This window comes from Acidimicrobiales bacterium (genome assembly GCA_025455885.1).
In the GTDB taxonomy this organism is placed as follows: Bacteria; Actinomycetota; Acidimicrobiia; order Acidimicrobiales; family Acidimicrobilacustridaceae; genus Rhabdothermincola_A.
In genome coordinates this window covers 1-18,212 of the sequence record JALOLR010000021.1, presented here as the reverse complement: position 1 = coordinate 18,212, position 18,212 = coordinate 1, and the positions used below count along the sequence as shown (strand labels likewise).

Below are 18,212 nucleotides of genomic sequence, written 5' to 3'. Positions count from 1 at the left end.
TGAGCCTAGTGAACGGCTGCACACGGCAGGAAATCCTCTCCCCATGGGCGAAAATCGGGCCTCGGGACGCTCCCGACGGCCCCAGGGCGGGCGCCGCGGCACAGCCGCGGGCGACGTCTGATCAGACCGGCGTCACGGCCCGCGGGGGGTGGTGGGCGCCGCTGCCGTGGCGGGGTCGTCGACCTGTACCAGGGCGGGCTGACCCTCCCGCGCGGGCGAGACGAGGGCGTCGGGGACCAGGCCGTAGCCGATGGTGACCACGACGCAGATGCCGATGACCAGGCCGGCACCGGCGGGGATGCGGATGCGCTCGGCGCGCGCCGGGGAGGCACCGTCGTCGCCGTCGTCGGCACCGGACATGAACATCGCCGCGACGAGGCGCAGGTAGAGGAAGGCGGCGATGACCGCGGAGACCATGGCGATGATCGCCAGCGGGGTGGAGCTGGCGTCGACGGCGGCGACGACCGCGTAGAACTTGGCGAAGAAGCCGGCGGTGAAGGGCACGCCGGCCTGTGCGAAGAGGAACACCGTGAACGCCGCGGCCAGCAGCGGGTCCGTCCGGCCCAGCCCCCGGTAGTCGCGGAGGGAGTGGCGCCCGTCGCCCCGTCGCCCCACGAGCGTCACGACGCTGAAGGAGCCGACGACCATGAAGGTGTAGGCCGCCAGGTAGAAGAGCACTGCGGCGTTGCCCTCGGCGGACGCGGCCTCCACGGCCATCAGGATGAACCCGGCATGGCTGATCGACGAGAACGCCAGCATCCGCTTCACGTCGCTCTGCACGATGGCGAGGGCGGCGCCCACCACCATCGACAGCACGGCGAGCCCGTAGACGAGGGGTCGCCAGGTGGAGCCGTAGTTCTCGAAGGTCAGCACGAACACCCGCACCATCCCGGCGAACGCGGCCACCTTGACGCCCGAGGCCATGAAGGCCACGACCGGCGTGGGCGATCCGTCGTAGACGTCGGGACTCCACGCGTGGAACGGGACGGCGGAGACCTTGAAGGCCAGCCCGACCAGGATGAAGGCGAGACCGAGGAGGAGGAGCCCGTTCTGCACGGGGATGACCTCGGACATGAAGTTCTTGATGTCGATGAGGTTGGTCGAGCCGGTGGCGCCGTAGATCATGGCGATGCCGTAGAGGAGGAACGCCGACGAGAACGACCCGAGCACGAAGTACTTGAGGCCGGCCTCCTGGGACTGGGCCCGCTTGAGGTGCATCGCGGCGAGCACGTACACGGCGATCGAGAGGGTCTCGAGGCCGAGGAACACGATCAGCAGGTCGTTGGCGACGGCCATCATGACGCCGCCCGAGGCCGACAGGAGCATCAGGACGTAGAGGGCCGGGCCGTCGTCGAGGCCCTCCCGCCGCAGGTAGCCGTCGACGAGCAGGGCGGTGAGGGCCACGGCCAGGCAGATGACGATGGTGAGGAAGATGGCGAAGCCGTCGATCCCCACCATGCCGCCCATCGTGCTGAAGGGCCCGAAGCGGTCCGGGGTGTTGTCCCACCACAGCACGGTGTCCCAGCCCTGCACCCTGCCCCACAGCGGGATGGCGCTGATCGCGGCGGCGCTGGCCACGGTGACGGTCCAGATGGCGTTGAACGAGCGGGGGGTGCGCGTGCGCAGCACCGACGTCACCGTCAACAGCAACAGCGCGCCGACGAGCAGGATGACGAGGGGCAGGAGCCCGGCCCAGTCGACCGAGGGGCCGCTGACGGTGACGACGTCGGTGACCGCCTCGGGCGCGGCGGGAACGGTCGTGCCGGACTGGGCGAGGATCGGGGTGAGCACGCCCATCACGAGCCTCCCCCGACCGGCGGCGCCGCTTCTTCCTCGGTGGACTCCCCCTCGGTGGACTCCCCCTCGGGCGGCTCTCCCTCGTTCCCGGCGTCGGACTCGCGCTCCTCGGCGGCCTCGATGCGCGACCGGTCGAGCTCACCGCCGTCCTGGGTGACCGGCTGGTCGTAGCGCTCCACCTGGAGCTCGAGGCGGTTCACGACCCGCTGCACGGACGGCTCGATCCGGTCGAGGACCGGCTTGGGGTACACGCCCAGGAAGACGATCAGCACCAGCAGCGGGACCATCACGAGGCGCTCCGAGAGCTTCAGGTCCGGGAAGGCACGGTTGTCCTCGTCGGGCTCGCCGTTGAAGACCCGCTGGTAGGCCCACAGCAGGTAGAGGGCGGCGATGATCACGCCGGTCGCCGCCACGACGGCCCACCACCGGTGGGCGACGAAGGTGCCGAGCAGCACCAGGAACTCGCTCACGAAGCCGTTGAGGCCCGGGAGGCCGATGGAGGACAGCATCACCACCGTGAAGATGCCCGCGAACACCGGGGCCGCCTTGGCGATGCCCTTCAGCTTGGCGATCTCGTAGGTGTGACGCCGGCGGTAGAGGAACCCGAGCAGGATGAACAGGGCGCCGGTGCTGATCCCGTGGTTCACCATCTGCAGCACCGAACCCTGGAGGCCCTCCACGTTGAGGGCGAAGATGCCCATCAACGCGAAGCCCATGTGGGCCACCGAGGAGTAGGCGACCAGCCGCTTCAGGTTGCGCTGCATCGCCGCGACGATCCCGCCGTAGACGACGCCGATCGTGGCGATGGTGAGCATCACCGGCGCGAACCAGACCGTCGCCTCGGGGAACAGCTCCAACCCGAAGCGCAGGAACCCGTAGGTGCCCAGCTTGAGGAGGATGCCGGCGAGGTCGATGGAGCCGGCGGTGGGGGCCTCGGTGTGGGCGTCAGGCAGCCAGGTGTGGAACGGGAAGGCGGGCACCTTGACGGCGAAGGCGATGGCCATGCCCAGGAAGAGCCACCGGCCGGTGTTCTGGGCCAGCGAGTCGCTGGCGATGATCTTCGTGAAGTCGAAGCTCACCGTTCCGCCGTCGCCGGCCTTGGCCAGGACGGCCAGCGCCACGATGGCGACGAGCATGAACGCCGAGCCGAGCATCGTGTAGAGGAAGAACTTGGTGGCGGCGTAGACCCGCCGTCCGTGGCCCCACTTGCCGATCAACATGTAGAGCGGCACGAGGGTGATCTCGAACATCAGGAAGAACAGGAAGAGGTCGAGGGCCATGAACGCGCCCATGCACCCGCCCATGAGCAGCGTGAGCCACGCGTAGTAGCCCTTCGGGTCGTGATCGGGCTTGGCCGCGAAGAGGGCGATCGGGAACAGCAGACCCGTCAGGACGACGAGGAAGAGGGAGATCCCGTCGACGCCCAGGAAGAACTTGATGTCGAGCGAGGAGACCCAGGTCTGGGTGACGACGAACTGGAAGCCGTCGTCCGCGGTGTCGAACTGCACCAGCATCGCCACCGACAGCACAAAGGTGACGAGCCCGGCGACGATGGCGATCTGGCGGTGCAGCTCGGGTCGCGACCGGGGGATCACCGCGATGAGCAGCGCCGACACGAACGGCACGAACACCATCGCCGGCAGGACCGGGAACCCGGCGGACTCGGCCGCGAGCACGGAAGGCGTCAGCACTAGAAGGTCACCTGCGTGAGGATGAAGGCCACCACGAGCACGGCTCCCACCGCGATCATGAGGGCGTAGGCACGGACGTAGCCGCTCTGCAGGCCACGCAGGCGGGCCGCCCCGCCACGGGTGGCCCGGCCGACGCCGTTCACCGCCCCGTCGATGACGACCCGGTCGAACATGGCCACGAGCTCGAAGAGGTGCCGACCGGCACCGCCGGTGAAGGCGGTGATCGAGCTGTCGATGTACCACCCGTGGGCGAACAGCGGCAGCTCGATCCGGGCCGGATCGAGCTTGTGGCGCAGGTACACGAAGTAGGCGGCGCTGATGCCGAGGGCGGCGACGATCGTCGACACCGTGAGCTCGGCGATCAGCTTGGCGGTGCTGAGGTCGAACACCGTCTCGTTGGCGCCGATCACCGGCTCCAACCAGTGGGTGAGGATCTCGGTGGACGACGAGAAGGGCAGGTTCAACAGGCCGGCGAACGCCGCCCCGACGGCGAGGACGAGCAGCGGCACCGTCATCACCCACGGCGACTCGTGGGGAGCCGGTCCGTGGGCCTCGGTGGTCACCGCCGTCGCGCCGGCCGCTGCAGCGGGCGCCGGATCACCGGTCGGGTCGGCGTCGGCAGCCCCGGCGTCGGTGGCCCCCGCGTCACCGGCCACCGCGTGGGCGGCCTTCGCCTCGGCCTCGGCCTCGAGCGAGGCGGTCCACCGGGCGTCGCCGTAGAAGGTCATGAAGACCAGACGGAAGATGTAGAACGCGGTGAGCCCGGCGGTGACCAGGCCGACGACGTAGAGCGCGGGGTTCTCGTGCAACGCGAACGACAGGATCTCGTCCTTCGACCAGAACCCCGAGAACGGCGGGACCCCGGCGATGGCGAGGGCGCCGACCAGGAACGTGACGGCGGTGACAGGCATGACCTTGCGCAGCGCGCCCATCCGGCGCATGTCCTGCTCGTCGTGCATCCCGTGGATGACCGAACCGGCGCCGAGGAACATCAACGCCTTGAAGAAGGCGTGCGTGATCATGTGGAAGATGGCCGCCGCGTAGGCCCCCGTGCCGACGGCGAGGAACATGTAGCCGAGCTGGCTGACGGTCGAGTAGGCCAGGACCTTCTTGATGTCGGTCTGGGCGACGGCGATCGTCGCGGCGAGGAGCGCGGTGAGCACCCCGAGCCAGGCGATGAACGGGAGCACCCAGTCGGCCGACGCCGCCAGGATCGGGTTCACGCGCACCAGCAGGTACACGCCCGCCGTCACCATGGTGGCCGCGTGGATGAGCGCCGAGACGGGCGTCGGGCCGGCCATGGCGTCGGGGAGCCACACGAAGAGCGGGATCTGGGCCGACTTGCCGGTGGCGCCGATGAGCAGCATGACCGCGATGAACGTGGCCACGCCCACCGCGAGGCCGGGCGCCAGCGGCAGCATCTCGGTGTACTTCACGGTGCCGAAGGCGAAGAAGGCGGCGAAGGTGCCGATCATGAAGCCCCAGTCACCGATCCGGTTGGTGATGAAGGCCTTCTTGCCGGCGGAGGCGTTGGCGTCCTTGGTGAACCAGAACGAGATCAGGAAGTACGAGCACGCCCCCACGCCCTCCCAGCCGAGGAACGTGAGCACCAGGTTGTCGCCGAGCACGAGCAGCAGCATCGAGACGACGAACAGGTTCAGGTAGGTGAAGAACCGGGGGAAGTGCTCGTCGCCGTGCATGTACCCGATGGAGTACATGTGGATCAGAGCTGCGATGCCGGTGACGAACAGCACCATGGTCATGGACAGCGGGTCGAGGAGGAACCCGAAGTCCACGCTGAAGTTGCCTGCCGGGATCCAGGTGAAGAACGACACCTCGTAGGTGTTGTCGGCGATGGAGCGCAGGTCGAACCAGACGCCCACCGCCACCAGGAACGACGCCGCGACCATCGCCGTCGCGAACCAGCCGGCGAGGGGCTCGCCGATCCGTCGACCGAAGAAGAGCAACGTCACGAACCCGACCAGCGGAAGGGCAGGGACCAGCCAGAGCAGTTCGACCATGGTTGCGCTCAGCCCCTCAGCAACGTGATGTCGTCGGCGGTGGCACCGGGCTGGCGCCGCACGACGGCCACGACGAGACCCAGGCCCACCACGACCTCGGCGGCGGCGACCACGAGGACGAAGAGCACGATCATCTGGCCGGTGATGTCGTCCAGCATGCTCCCGAAGGTGACGAAGGACAGGTTGACGGCGTTGAGCATCAGCTCGACGCACATGATCATCACGAGGGGGTTGCGTCGGACCATGAGCCCCACCGCGCCGATGCCGAAGAGCACCGCCGACAGCACGAGGTAGGCCACGTCGAGGTTCGCCATCAGTGCCCGTCCCCCTCGGCGGTGAGGGGGCTGTCACCCTGGTCGGTCATCGACGCCGGCTCGGAGATCGGTTGCGGGTCCTTCTCCCGACGGGACAGGACGACCGCCCCGACGACGGCGATGGTGAGGAGGGCGGCGGTCATCTCGAGCGCGAACACGTAGTTGGTGAAGAGCTGCCGGCCGATCTGGGCGATGTTCCCGGCGCCGGCCTCGAGGGGGGCCGTGACCGAGCTGGCCCCGGTGACGGCGTCGCTGCCGCCGATGACGAGGACGGCGAGCACGGCACCGACGAGGACCACGCCGGCGAGGCCCGCGAGGGCGCGCTGGCCGACGAGGGGCTCGGTGGTGATGTCCTCGTCCTTGTCGACCCCGAGGAGCATGAGCACGAAGAGGATGAGCACCACGATGGCGCCGGTGTAGACGATCACCTGGACGGCGGCGAGCAGCTGCGCGTCCTGGTTGAGGAAGAGCACGGCGATGCCGAAGAGGGTGGCGACGAGGCTGAGCGCGGAGTGGACCGGGTTGCGCGAGACCACGACCCCGAGGCCCCCGGCCAGCACGATCACCGCGCAGACGATGAACACGAACGTCTCCATCGGTTCAGTGCCCCCCGCCGTCGTGGTCGTCCCCGTGGTCGTCCCCGTGGTCGTCCCCGTGGTCGTCCCCGTGGTCGTCATGGTGGTCGCCGTGGCCCTCGTCGACGAAATCCATCGTGGTGGTGGCGCGGTCCTTGTCCTCCTGGGCGTCCTCGGGGGCCCGCAGGCCGTAGCCGAGCTCGCCCGACCAGCCGACCGTCCCCTCGAAACGGGCGTCGCCGGAGGGCGACGTGGCCCGCATCCAGGCCGAGGTGTGCTCGTCCTCGCCGGGGCGCCAGTCCTCCCACGGCAGGTGCCGCGGCCGCCCGTCATCGCCGACCACCAGCTCGTCCTTGGTGTAGATGGCGTCGGAGCGGTTGGTGAAGGAGAACTCGAACATCTTCGTCTCGGTGATGGCCTCGGTCGGGCAGGCCTCGACGCACAGGTCGCAGTGGATGCAGCGCAGGTAGTTGATCTCGTAGACGTAGCCGTACCGCTCGCCCGGCGAGACGGGGTCGTCGGGCGGGTTGTCGGCGCCGCGCACGTAGATGCAGCGCGCCGGGCACACACCGGCGCAGAGCTCGCACCCGATGCACTTCTCCATCCCGTCCTCGTACCGGTTCAGGACGTGACGGCCGTGCACCCGGATCGGCTTCGGCGCCTTCTCCTTCGGGTACTCGGTGGTGACGCGCTGCTTGCGCCCGATCTGGCGGATGCTGACGAGGAACCCTCCGAGGTAGCCCATCAGTCGACCACCCCCTCGAGGCGCCGCTCCCGGGCCGTGGCCTTGGCGAGGCGCAGGAGGCCCCAGCCCACGAGGAACAGCACGGCCGAGCCGATGGTGACGGCGAACGGGTTCCAGTCCTCGTCGCCGGCCACGCCGATGATCGCCAGCAGCAGGACCCACCCGAGCGACAGCGGGATGAGGACCTTCCAGCCGAGGTCCATCAGCTGGTCGTAGCGGACGCGGGGCAGCGTGGCGCGCACCCACACGAAGGCGAAGAGGAACAGGACCACCTTGAGGAAGAACCAGAACACGCCCCACAGCCACGGCGGGCCGAGGATGGCCGGCCCGGCGGGTCCGCCCAGGAACAGCGTGACGATGATGGCGGCCATGGTGACGCTGTTCATGAACTCGGCGAGGAAGAAGAGCGCGAAGCGGATCGAGCTGTACTCGGTGTGGAACCCACCCACGAGCTCCTGCTCGGCCTCGACGAGGTCGAACGGCGGGCGGTTGAGCTCGGCCTGGCTGGCGATCAGGAACACGATGAACGGCACCACCCCGGTGAGCAGGACGTTCCAGTTGGGCAGGACGCCCCACCCCGCCTCGGACTGGCTGCGGACGATGTCGTGGGTGCTGAGCGAGCCGCTCACCAGCACCACCGCCACCACCGACAAGCCGAGAGCCGCCTCGTAGGACACCATCTGGGCCGATGCCCGCACGGAGCCGAGCAGCGGGTACTTCGACCCCGAGGACCAGCCGGCGAGCATGACCCCGTACACGGCGATCGAGGACATGGCGAGGGCGAAGAGGATGCCGATGGGGGGGTCGGCGAGCTGCAGGAACGTCTCGCGTCCGAAGATCTCCACCGTGCCGTTCCCGCCGTCGGAGAAGTCGCCCCCGATGGGGACGATGGAGAAGAGGAGGAACGCCGGGATCACCGACAGGAGCGGGGCGAGGATGAAGACCCGGCGCTCGGCCCGGTCGGGGATCAGGTCCTCCTTGAAGAAGAACTTGGTGCCGTCGGCCAGGGTCTGGAGGATGCCGAACGGGCCGGCCAGGTTGGGGCCCACCCGGTTCTGCATGTCGCTGACGACCTTGCGCTCGAACCAGACCATGAGCATCGTGGCGAGGAGCAGGAACACGAAGACGACCAGCACCTTGACCGCGACGATGGCCACGACGGTCAGGTCGACGTCGCCGGCCAGGAGGGGATCACCTCCGAACATCGTGGTCACCTCCTCCGTGCGTCGACGCCGCGTCCACCGTGGTCCGAGGCGGTCGGGCCGGCTCGGACGCCTTAGCCCATCGCGCGGCGGTGACGGTGCGCAACTCCGTGTGGGGGCCGCCGACGAGGACGGGCGGGGAGGCGCTCACGGGGCGGTCTCGATGCGCAGCTCGGTGACCTTTGCCCCGCCGTCGACGAGGTCGGTGACCCGGACATCGGGCTGGTTGACGACGAGGGCGGCGGCGCCGCGGGGCACGCCCGGATCGGCGACCACGGGAAGCGTGAAGGTCTCTCGGGCCGACCGGACGAGGACCCGGTCGCCGACGCCGACGCCGAGGCGGTCGAAGTCGTACGGGTTGATGCGCACGACGGTGCCGGGTGCCAACGGGGCCAGCGAGGGAGCGGCCTGCACCTGCGTGCCGAGGTCGTAGAGCTTGCGGGTGGCGACGAGGCGCAGCGAGTAGGCGTCGACCGGGGGCGGGCTCGTCGCCGAGCCCGGCGTGTGGACGAGGCACGTCGGGCGCTCGGCGGCCGCAGCGGGCGCCTCCTGCTCCTCGACGGCATCCTCGTCGGCGGCTCCGTCGTCGGCGGCTCCGTCGTCGGCGGGCGCTCCGTCCTCGGTGTCGGCGGCGGGCGTCGCGACCTCGTCGACGGGCGCGGGGTCGGCGGGGAGGGGGACGACGACACCGTCGGCACCACCGACGGCCAGCAACACCTCACGGGTGACGCCCCGGTGGGAGGGGGCCAACCGCTCGATCTCGTCCCACACGCCCTCGATCGACTCGAGGCCGAGGTCGGCGCCGAGGCGGAAGGCCAGCTCGGCGGCGATCATCCAGTCGGCCCGCGCCGTGCCCGGGGGCGTGACCCGCTGGGTCAACGCGCTCACCCGGCCCTCGAGGTTCGTGGTCGTGCCGGCCTTCTCGGCGAAGCCCGCGGCAGCCAGCACGACGTCGGCGCGACGCGATGAATCGGTGAGGAAGGTGTCGACGGCGATGATCGTCCGCGCACCCGCCAACGCCCGCTCGGCGAGGTCGTGGTCGGGGAAGTCGACCGCCGGATCGGCACCGAGCAGGACCAGGACGTCGAGGCGACCGTCCGCGGCGGCCTCGAGGATGCCCCGGGTGTCCAGGCCGACGGCCGACGGCACCGCCGCCCAGCCCTCCTCGAACCACTCGCGCCCCTCGTCGAGGCCGACCCGACCCGGCAGGACGCCGGGAGCCAGGCCCATGTCGAGCGCACCGTGCACGTTGCCCCGGCGCAGGGCCGACAGGAACCGGACCCCGGGCAGCCCTCCGAGCAGGGCGTCGGCGGCCTCGACCACGCCGTCGGCGGCCTCGGCCACCGACGGGCGACCGAGGACGACGGTGACGGGGCCGTCGGCGGCGGCCAGCACGACGCGGGCGGCGTTGACGGCCTCGGCGGCGACGCCCGCGACCTCGCGGGTGGCGTCGGCGGGAGCGACCAGGGCCCGAACCAGCTCGCCCGCCTCCCCCGGCCGGTAGAGGAGCGAGGTGGTGACCAGGTCGGAGAGGCCGCTCGAGCGCGCCCCGACCTCGACCACCCGGACACGGTCCTCGGTGAGCGCATGGCGGAGGCGCAGGAAGAGCACGGGGAGCTCCTCCTTCACGTCGGGGGCCAGCAGGACCACCGTGCCGCCGGGCCGGCAGACGTCGTCGATCGTGGCCTTCGGCAGGCCGAGCACCACGTCGGCGGGAAGGCCGTCCCCGAGCTGCGCGTCGACGTTGTCGGTGCCGAGGACGCCCTTGGCGAGCTTGGCCCACGCGTACGCGTCCTCGTTGGTGAGCCGGGCGCCGCCGATCACCCCGATCGCGGCGGGACCGCCGGCCTTGCCCAGCGCGTCGGCGGCCCGGTCGAGGGCGTCGGCCCAGCGAGCCGGCTGCAGGTCGTCGCCGACACGGACCAGCGGGTCCCCGAGCCGTCCCTCGGCGTCGACGGCCTCGAAGCCGAAGCGCCCCTTGTCGCAGAGCCAGCCCCAGTTGACCGGATCCACGTCGACGCCGGAGTAGCGCAGGACGCGGTCACGCGACGACTCGACCGAGATGCGACAGCCGACCGAACAGGCGGTGCACGTGGACTCGGTCTTGTCGAGGTCCCACGGGCGGGCCTTGAAGCGGTAGCTCGTGGCGGTCAGCGCCCCGACCGGGCAGATCTGCACGGTGTTGCCGCTGAAGTAGGACGAGAACGGCTCGTCGGGGAAGGTGTTGACCTCGGTGTTGTTGCCCCGGTGGATGAAGTGGATGAGGGGGTCGCCGGCGACCTCCTTGGCGAAGCGGGTGCACCGGTCACACAGGATGCAGCGCTCCCGGTCGAGCAGCACGAGCTCGCTGATCGGGATCGGCTTCTCCTTGTGGCGCTTCTCCTCGACGAAGCGGCTCTCCCCCGGTCCGTACGCCATCGTCTGGTCCTGGAGGGGGCACTCGCCGCCCTTGTCGCACACCGGGCAGTCGAGAGGGTGGTTGATGAGCAGGAACTCGAGGATGCCGTCCTGGACCTTCTTGACGGTGTCGGACTCGGTGTCGACCTTCATGCCGGGGGTGCACGAGAGCATGCAGCTCGGCTGCAGCGCCGGTCCACGGCCGGTGTCGACCTCGACGATGCACATCCGGCACATGCCGACCGGCTGCATCCGCTCGTGGTAGCAGAAGCGGGGGATGTAGACGCCGTGGCGCTCGGCGGCGGCGATGAGCAGCTCGCCGGGGCGGGCGACGACCTCGTGGCCGTCGATCTCGACGGTCACGCCGTCGACGGGAGGAGCGTCGGCGTCAGGCATGGGCGGGGGTGCGGGGAAGGTCGACGGCGACCGACATCCGGGCGTCCTCGGCGCGGGCGATGGCGGCCTCGAACTCGGGACGGAACCGGCCCAGGGCCGAGGCGATGGGCGAGACGGCGGACGGGCCGAGCGGGCAGATGGTCGTCTGCTTCGGGGGCCAGGCGATGCCCGGGGAGATGTTGTCGGAGACATCGAGGAGCAGATCGAGGTCGGTGGGCCGCCCGTGGCCGTCGAGGATCCTCTGGAGGATCGTCTCCAACCAGGTCGTGCCCTCCCGGCACGGCGTGCACTTCCCGCAGGACTCGCGAGCGAAGAACCGCACCACCCGCAGGCAGGCCTTCACGGCGTCGGTCGTGTCGTCCATGACGACCACCGCGCCCGAGCCGAGCATCGAGCCGGCGCGGTCGACGGCAACCTTCTCGAGGGGGAGGTCCAGGTGCTCCTCGAAGAACCAGGGGGCCGACGCCCCGCCGGGGATGAACGCCTTGAGGGTGTGGTCCCCCCGGATGCCGCCGGCGTAGACCGGGGCGTAGATGAGGTCGCGGAACGTGGTGACCCCGTACTCGACCTCGAACACGCCCGGGTTGCGGACGTGGCCCGACACCGCGAACACCCGCGTGCCCTTCGAGCCCTCGGCACCGAGGGCGGCGAACGCCGCTCCCCCGTTGGCGACGATCCACGGGAGGTTGGCCAGCGTCTCCACGTTGTTCACGATGGTCGGCTGCATGTAGAGGCCCTTGGCAGCCGGGAAGAACGGCGGCTTGAGGCGAGGCATGCCCCGGTTGCCCTCGAGGCTCTCGATGAGGGCGGTCTCCTCACCCACGATGTAGGCGCCGGCGCCCCAGGTGAGGACGACGTCGACGGAGAAGTCCGACCCGAGGATCGAGCGCCCCACGTACCCGGCGGCGTAGGCCTCGTTCAGGGCCTCGGCCAGGCGCTCCTGGGCGAAGGCCATCTCGCCGCGGACGTACAGGAAGGCCTGTCCGCACCCGACGGCGTAGCACGCCAGCAGGATCCCCTCGATGAGCTGATGGGGGTCGCGCTCCATGAGCAGGCGGTCCTTGTAGGTCCCCGGTTCGCTCTCGTCGCCGTTGACGACGAGGTAGCGGGGCCACACGTCGGCGGGGGTGAGGCCCCACTTGACGCCGGCGGGGAAGCCCGCGCCGCCCCGACCGAGCAGGCTGGCCGTCTTCACCTCGTCGTGGACGGCGGCGGGCGTCATGCCGAGTGCCGTGCGCAGCGCCTGGTAGCCGCCGGTGGCCTCGTAGCGGGCCAGGGTGTGCCCGTCGTCGTAGCCGAACCGGCTGGTGACGATCTTCGGTGCGTCGGTGACCGTCATCAGGCCTGCGCCTCCTCGGGGGCGGTCATCCACACGGGGACCTCGGTGGCTTCGGGAGCGACGGACCCGGCGCGGCGATCGGCGGGGATCTGCTGGCGGACCCGGGCCAGGGTGCCGTGGGGCGGGATGTCGTCACGGCGCCCGGCGGCGAGGTCGTCCACGAGGGTGTCGAACTCGTCGTGGGTGATCCGGTGGAAGTAGCGGTAGTTCACCTGCAGGCACGGGGCCTCGGTGCAGGCGGCGATGCACTCCACGTCCTCGATGGTGAAGAGACCGTCGGCGGTGGTCTGGCCGGGGACGATCCCGAGTCGCTGCTCCGCGTGGTGCAGGAGCTCCTCGCCTCCCATGAGCTGGCAGGAGATGTTCGTGCAGATGTTGACCATGTAGCGGCCCACCGGCTCGAACTTGAACATCTCGTAGAAGCTGGCCGTGCCGTAGACCTCGGCCGGGGTGACGTCGACCAGCTCGGCGATGTGGGCCATGGCGTCGCCCGTGACGTGGCCGTCCTGCTCCTGGGCCAGGTGCAGCAGCGGGATGAGCGCCGACTTGGGTCGGGGGTAGCGGCCCACGATCTCATGGGCCAGGGCGACGTTGGCAGGGGTGAGGCGGGCCATCAGCGGTCCACCTCGCCGAGGATCGGGTCGACCGAGGAGATGCAGGCCACCCCGTCGGCGATGAGACCTCCGTGCATCATGTGGGGCAGCGACTGGAGGTTGACGAAGCTGGGGGCCCGCACGTGCATCCGGTAGGGGTTCGGGCTCCCGTCGCTGACGATGTAGCAGCCGAGCTCGCCGCGAGGGCTCTCGACGGCGACGTAGGCCTCGCCCTCGGGCACCTTGAAGCCCTCCGTGAAGATCTTGAAGTGGTGGATCAACGCCTCCATCGACTCGTCGATCCGGGCCCTCGGGGGCGGGGTGACCTTCTTGTCCTGGATGCGGTAGTCGCCCTTGGGCATCTTGTCGAGGCACTGGCGCACGATCGACATCGACTCGCGGATCTCGGCGAGTCGGATGGCGAAGCGGTCGTAGCAGTCGCCGTAGGTGCCGACCACCACGTCGAAGTCGACCTCGTCGTAGCCCATGTAGGGCATGTCGCGACGCAGGTCCCACGCGTAGCCCGTGGAGCGCAGGATCGGGCCGGTCACGCCGAGGGCCATGCACTCCTCGGCGGTGATGGAGCCCACCCCCTGCAGGCGGTCGCGCCAGATCGGCTGGTTGTTCATCAGCGTCTCGTACTCGCCGAGCCGCTCGGGCAGGAGGTCGAGCAGGCGCAGGACGCCGTCTCGCCACCCGTCGGGCAGGTCGGCGGCGACCCCGCCGGGGCGGATGTAGTTGTGGTTCATCCGCAGGCCGGTGACCTCCTGGAGGAACCGCAGCGCCTCCTCGCGCTCCCGCCACCCGTAGAGCATCATCGACACGGCGCCGAGGTCCATGCCGTTCGTGGCCATGAAGAGCAGGTGCGACGAGATGCGGTTCATCTCGGTCATGAGCATGCGGATCCACATCGCCCGGGGCGGCACCTCGATGTCGAGCAGCCGCTCGACGGTGAGCGAGAACGCCAGCTCGGTGAACAGCGGGGCGGCGTAGTCCATGCGGGTGACGTTGGTGGGCCCCTGGAGGTAGGTGAGCTCCTCCCCGGTGCGCTCCATGCCCGTGTGCAGGTACCCGATGATCGGCTTGCAGCGCTGGACGGTCTCGCCCTTCAGCTCGAGCATCAGGCGCAGCACCCCGTGCGTGCTCGGGTGCTGCGGGCCCATGTTGATGAGCATCGTCTCGTCGTCGGGGGCGCCCTCCGCCTCGATCGCCGCCGCCTCGGCCTCGGAGAGGCGCAGCACGGCTCCGACCTCGCGCAGCCGCTCGGCGGCGTCGAGCACGGCGCGGCCGGTCATCTCCTGGGCGCCCTCGGCGGTCTGGGCGACGTTGGCCGGCGGGGCGTGGTCGGTCGCGGTCATCGGGGGGTCACCACCTTCGTCAGCGGCTGGCAGGCGCAGCTTTGAACTGCACGGGGATCCGGCCGGGGTCGTAGTCCTTGCGCAGGGGGTGTCCGACCCAGTCCTCGGGCATGAGGATCCGGGTGAGGTCGGGATGGTCGTCGAAGGCGATCCCGAACATGTCGAACGTCTCACGCTCGAGCGCCTCGGTGCCGGCGTAGAGGCCGAACAGTGACGGCAGCACCGGATCGGACTCGGGCACCTGCACCCGGATGCGGATGCGCTCGCGGCGGCGGTGGGAGATCAGCGACACCACGACCTCGAAGCGCTCGGGAGCGATGCCGGCCGGAAGGTCGCGCCCCGGATGGGTGAGGTAGTCGACGCCGGTGAGGTCGACGCACATGTGGAAGCCCTCGTCGTGCAGGGCCCGGACCACGTCGAGGTACTGCTCCCGGGTGACGACGAGCACCTGCTGGCCGTGGGAGTGCACGACCGGCGCGCCGTGCCGGAGCTCGGGCGCGTGGTCGGCCTCGCCCGGCGCCTCCTCCGGACCGGATGCGGTCTCGTCGTCGGCCACGGTCAGCTCCGCCCGAGCGAGACGGGGGTGGGGGCGCCGTCGTGGTGCTGCTCGATGACGATCCCGGCTCCCTCACCGGGACGCCTGGTCAACTCGCCGGCGCGGATCTTGGAGTGCAGGGTGAGGATGGCGTGCATCAGCGTCTCGGGGGTGGGCGGGCACCCGGGGGCGTACACGTCGACGGGAACGATCTGGTCGACCCCCTGGACGATGGCGTAGTTGTTGAACATCCCCCCGGACGAGGCGCACACGCCCATGGAGATGACCCACTTGGGCTCCATCATCTGGTCGTAGATCTGGCGCAGCACCGGGGCCATCTTCTGCGAGACGCGGCCGGCGACGATCATCAGGTCGGCCTGGCGGGGCGAGGCCCGGAAGACCTCCATGCCGTAGCGGGCGAGGTCGTAGTGCGGGCCCCCGGCGGCCATCATCTCGATGGCGCAGCAGGCCAGGCCGAACGTGGCGGGCATCACCGAGCGGGCCCGGGACCACTTCACGAACTCCTCGAGGGTGCCGGTGAGGAAGTTGTGCTGCAGCCCCTCGAGGCCTGAATCGAGCAGTCCCCCGGTCGGACGGGTCTCGCTCGACATCAGGCCGCCTCGGTGGTCGTGGCGGCAACGGGCTCGCGGCCCTCGGTGCCGACCCGCCGGACGGTGGTCGAGACGGTGCGGGCCGGCGACACCACGGCCGCTTCGCGGAGCCGCTTGACCGGGCCCCAGTCGAGGGCGCCGTTGCCGATCAGGTACACGAACGACTCGAACACCAGCGCCACGAAGATGACGACGGCCACGAGGCCGTACGCGCCCAGCTCGCGGTGCACGACGGCGTAGGGGAACAAGAAGATGATCTCGATGTCGAAGACGATGAAGATCATCGCCACGAGGAAGAACTTGACCGGGAACCGCTCCGGCGGCTCCTTGCCGGGCACGATCCCGCACTCGTAGGGGGCCGCCTTCGGCAACGACGGACGACGGGGGGCCAGGAGCCTCGACGCGAACCGGCTCAGCCCGGCGAACACCAGGGCCAGGCAGAGGAGCATGAGGATCGGGAGGTACTGGGCCATCCGGTCAGGTCCCCTGCGCGACGGCCTCGGCGGCGGCCTTGTTCTTCATGAGGGTCTTGTCACGGTTGTGCAGGACCCAGGCGAAGAGGACGAAGAGCGCCGTCGAGATGACGAAGTAGAGGAAGGGGATGAGCCGGACGGTGCCGAGCTCGCGCACCAGCACGACGGAGATGACGGGCTGGCTCTCGTCGACCTTGGGCAGCGGCGGGGCCTCACCGGGCACGGGAGTCTGCTCGACGACGGCCTGCACCTGCACCACCGCGTAGTGCTCGGGGTTGGTCATGAAGGGGGTGCGCACCCGGTACCACGCCCGGCAGAGCAGCCCACCGTCGGGGCACTCCTCGTCGCGGGTGGGCTTGCCCCCGTAGGAGAAGACGTTCAGCTTCTTGTACTCGGTCGGCCCGCCGAAGATGCCGGCCTCGGCCAACACCACGTCGGCGGTGGCCTGCGCCTCGCCCGCCTCGCTGGAGGGGATCACCCTCCAGCCGGCGAGGGCCTCCTGGCTGGCGTACTGCTCGAGGATCTCGGGGTTGTTGGCGGCGAGGTCGGAGAGGACGAACCCGTTGGGGTACTCCTCGGCGAGCTGGGGGTTGTCGGCGAGGATCTGCTCCGGCGACGGGATGTCGCTCGGCACGGGGAGCTCGGCGGCCTGGGCCGTCCGTGGGGCCTCTCCCCCCTCGACGAAGACCTCCACCGGCTCCCACGTGTTGGCGTCACCCCGCGGACCGATGGCGGGCGGCTGGAGCCACCAGATCAGGGTGAGGATCACCATGAACCCGAAGAGGCCGGTGAGGGCGACCAGCATCCCGAGACGGGCACCGACGTTGGTGGCCAGCAGCAGGTACACCGAACCCATGAGGACGGCCACGGCGACCGCGACGATGAGGATGCCGCGGATGCCCGGGTCCCAGGCGAGGCCGGCGAAGGTCTGGACGGTGGCGAGCATCAGAGGCTCCGCTCGTAGGCGACCACGGCAGCGATCTGCTCCTGGGTGAACATGTACTGGTCAGGGCTGAGCACGGCGGTCTCCGGGTCGGCGACGTTGGGGTTGGCGCCGAAGCCGGGCATGGCCCCCTCGGACAGCCCGTTCACGCCGTAGGACGTGCCGAAGGGCTGGTAGTTCGTCACGAACTCGATCTGCGACTCGGCGGTGGGGAACTGGCGCAACGTGGCGCCGTCGCGGAGGCTCGGGCCCATGGCCCCGCCGCCGGACACCTCGGGCTGGCCGTAGGACCACCCCTTGGTGTGGCACCGGCCGCACGAGTAGGCCCCGCCCGCGAACCCGTCGTAGAGCCCGAGGTTGAAGATCGCCTCGCCGAGGGTGGCGTAGGTGCGCGTCCCGCCGGGACTCCCGGGGTCGGGGATGGTGCAGCGCCCCTCGGCGTCGGGCGCGCAGACCTTGGCGATCTGCTCGTCGCGGAGGCGCGCCGCCTCCTCGGCGGGGAGCTGGATGCTGAAGAGGTAGTCGATGATGTTGTCGAGCTGCTGGTCGGTCAGCGGCCCACCGCCCTCGGCACCCCACGCCGGCATCGGCGAGAACCCCCGGCCGTAGATGAGGATGGACTTCACCTCCTCACGGGTGTAGCGGAACAGCACCGTGTCGAGCGCCGGCGACTTCCAGCTCACCGTGGCGACGTACTGCCCGTCGGAGGTCACCGTGAACGACGCCACGCCGCCCACACCGTTCGGGCCGTGGCAGGCGGCGCAGTTGGCGCCCACGTTGTAGAGCTCCTCGCCCCGGGACACGAACGTCTCCTCGAACGTCTCGACCGCCCCGGTCTGGCGACCCGGCTCGGCCAACCAGTAGAGCGGGAGGGTGATGCCGATGACGGCGAGCACCACCAGCCCGAGGCCGAGGGTCCGGTCGAGCTTCTTGGTCTCGAGCTCGTCGTCGTCCATGTACGGCTTGCGGTTGGCCGCCAGCTCGACCTCGGAGCCGACCTCGGCCCGCCCCTTGCGCATGTTGACGATCACGGCGACCGCGAACGCGCCGATGATGACGAGGGCGATCACGATGCCGATCGTGCGCTGCACATCGGCGATCACGACGGTGGACAGAACGGACATCAGTGGCTTCCTCCGCCGACGCAGTGGGGGCCTTCGGCTTCCTGGCCGGTGGTGTTGGTCCCGATCGGGGGACCCTGGATCAACTGACCGGTGTTCAC

At 70.1% G+C, this 18,212-nt stretch carries 16 protein-coding genes; all 16 read right to left on the bottom strand.

Going from position 1 to position 18,212, the window contains the following annotated elements; all coding sequences use genetic code 11:
• Nucleotides 1–132: 132 nt before the first annotated feature.
• The 16 genes from MUE36_14745 to MUE36_14670 all read right to left on the bottom strand — a co-directional run bounded on the left by MUE36_14745 (nucleotide 133) and on the right by MUE36_14670 (nucleotide 18,114).
• Entirely contained in the window at nucleotides 133–1,797 is a 1,665-nt protein-coding gene (locus tag MUE36_14745; protein ID MCU0312191.1) for an NADH-quinone oxidoreductase subunit N, read from the bottom strand.
• Nucleotides 1,797–3,488, bottom strand: a complete 1,692-nt coding sequence (locus tag MUE36_14740; GenBank protein ID MCU0312190.1) for an NADH-quinone oxidoreductase subunit M — start codon at nucleotides 3,486–3,488, stop codon at nucleotides 1,797–1,799. Before MUE36_14740 ends, MUE36_14745 begins: the two co-directional genes overlap by 1 nt.
• Complete coding sequence (nuoL, locus tag MUE36_14735) at nucleotides 3,488–5,509, bottom strand: NADH-quinone oxidoreductase subunit L (protein ID MCU0312189.1); 2,022 nt, start codon at nucleotides 5,507–5,509, stop codon at nucleotides 3,488–3,490. The genes MUE36_14740 and nuoL overlap by 1 nt, the downstream gene beginning before the upstream one ends.
• Nucleotides 5,510–5,517: 8 nt before the next feature.
• Nucleotides 5,518–5,823: an NADH-quinone oxidoreductase subunit NuoK gene (nuoK, locus tag MUE36_14730; GenBank protein ID MCU0312188.1), complete on the bottom strand. Its 306-nt coding sequence runs from the start codon at nucleotides 5,821–5,823 to the stop codon at nucleotides 5,518–5,520.
• Nucleotides 5,823–6,419: an NADH-quinone oxidoreductase subunit J gene (locus tag MUE36_14725; protein MCU0312187.1), complete on the bottom strand. Its 597-nt coding sequence runs from the start codon at nucleotides 6,417–6,419 to the stop codon at nucleotides 5,823–5,825. Before MUE36_14725 ends, nuoK begins: the two co-directional genes overlap by 1 nt.
• 4 nt (nucleotides 6,420–6,423) lie before the next feature.
• Nucleotides 6,424–7,143, bottom strand: coding sequence for an NADH-quinone oxidoreductase subunit NuoI (nuoI, locus tag MUE36_14720; GenBank protein ID MCU0312186.1), 720 nt, complete (start codon nucleotides 7,141–7,143; stop codon nucleotides 6,424–6,426).
• A complete protein-coding gene (nuoH, locus tag MUE36_14715; protein ID MCU0312185.1) occupies nucleotides 7,143–8,348 on the bottom strand; it encodes an NADH-quinone oxidoreductase subunit NuoH in 1,206 nt (401 codons plus the stop codon). The genes nuoI and nuoH overlap by 1 nt, the downstream gene beginning before the upstream one ends.
• Before the next feature lie 144 nt (nucleotides 8,349–8,492).
• Nucleotides 8,493–11,105, bottom strand: a complete 2,613-nt coding sequence (gene nuoG / locus MUE36_14710) for an NADH-quinone oxidoreductase subunit NuoG (GenBank protein MCU0312184.1) — start codon at nucleotides 11,103–11,105, stop codon at nucleotides 8,493–8,495.
• A 25-nt stretch (nucleotides 11,106–11,130) separates the two neighbouring features.
• A complete protein-coding gene (nuoF, locus tag MUE36_14705; GenBank protein ID MCU0312183.1) occupies nucleotides 11,131–12,477 on the bottom strand; it encodes an NADH-quinone oxidoreductase subunit NuoF in 1,347 nt (448 codons plus the stop codon).
• A complete protein-coding gene (locus MUE36_14700) occupies nucleotides 12,477–13,091 on the bottom strand; it encodes an NAD(P)H-dependent oxidoreductase subunit E (protein ID MCU0312182.1) in 615 nt (204 codons plus the stop codon). Before MUE36_14700 ends, nuoF begins: the two co-directional genes overlap by 1 nt.
• Nucleotides 13,091–14,428 carry an NADH-quinone oxidoreductase subunit D gene (locus MUE36_14695; protein ID MCU0312181.1) on the bottom strand — a complete coding sequence of 446 codons (1,338 nt, stop codon included), beginning with the start codon at nucleotides 14,426–14,428 and terminating at the stop codon, nucleotides 13,091–13,093. The genes MUE36_14700 and MUE36_14695 overlap by 1 nt, the downstream gene beginning before the upstream one ends.
• A gap of 19 nt (nucleotides 14,429–14,447) precedes the next feature.
• A complete protein-coding gene (locus MUE36_14690; GenBank protein ID MCU0312180.1) occupies nucleotides 14,448–14,984 on the bottom strand; it encodes an NADH-quinone oxidoreductase subunit C in 537 nt (178 codons plus the stop codon).
• Nucleotides 14,985–14,986: 2 nt separating this feature from the next.
• A complete protein-coding gene (locus tag MUE36_14685) occupies nucleotides 14,987–15,574 on the bottom strand; it encodes an NADH-quinone oxidoreductase subunit B (protein ID MCU0312179.1) in 588 nt (195 codons plus the stop codon).
• Nucleotides 15,574–16,047: an NADH-quinone oxidoreductase subunit A gene (locus MUE36_14680; GenBank protein ID MCU0312178.1), complete on the bottom strand. Its 474-nt coding sequence runs from the start codon at nucleotides 16,045–16,047 to the stop codon at nucleotides 15,574–15,576. Before MUE36_14680 ends, MUE36_14685 begins: the two co-directional genes overlap by 1 nt.
• 4 nt (nucleotides 16,048–16,051) lie before the next feature.
• On the bottom strand, nucleotides 16,052–16,993 hold the full coding sequence (locus MUE36_14675) for a hypothetical protein (GenBank protein ID MCU0312177.1): 942 nt from the start codon (nucleotides 16,991–16,993) through the stop codon (nucleotides 16,052–16,054).
• Entirely contained in the window at nucleotides 16,993–18,114 is a 1,122-nt protein-coding gene (locus MUE36_14670; protein MCU0312176.1) for a cytochrome c, read from the bottom strand. The genes MUE36_14675 and MUE36_14670 overlap by 1 nt, the downstream gene beginning before the upstream one ends.
• Nucleotides 18,115–18,212: the final 98 nt, after the last annotated feature.